At 56.2% G+C, this 427-nt stretch carries 1 protein-coding gene; it reads right to left on the reverse strand.

Features of this window, described 5'->3' with window-relative positions; genetic code table 11:
- On the reverse strand, positions 1-398 hold a 398-nt coding region (locus AK963_RS30635; protein WP_139117849.1), incomplete at its 3' end, for a hypothetical protein.
- Between the last annotated feature and the right edge of the window lie 29 nt (positions 399-427).

The raw sequence follows: 427 nt of genomic DNA on the forward strand, positions 1-427 counted from the left end.
TCACCGTTGTCGTACCCGGTCAGCAGCTCCTCCAGGGCGATCTTCTGCTCCAAAAACTGCTTTTTCACATAGGCGGCGTTCTGGGCGGTGTCGGTCATCCAGTCATCGATGCCGGTAATATCAAAGGTGTAGTTATGCTGTAGCTTGCTCAGTTCGTCGTTGGTTCCTTCAAGCTCCTTTTTCAAGGCCTTCACACTGCCCTGGCTTTCGCTGGTGTCGATATCCCCGACACTGTTCATCTTCTCGAAGGCTTCCCGGGCGCTGCTGCTCATCCCCTGCAGTTCGGCGTTCAGGTTGTTATAGTGACCGGCCATCGCTCCCGCTATGGTGGCGCTCTCACCCATGGCGGCGTTGTGCTGCTGGCTCACGTTTTCGCTGGTTTTGCCCACTTTGCTCAAGGCGTCGCCGGTCATCTCTGCCTGATCTT

Origin of the sequence: Endozoicomonas atrinae (assembly GCF_001647025.1) — a bacterium.
In the GTDB taxonomy this organism is placed as follows: Bacteria; Pseudomonadota; Gammaproteobacteria; order Pseudomonadales; family Endozoicomonadaceae; genus Endozoicomonas; species Endozoicomonas atrinae.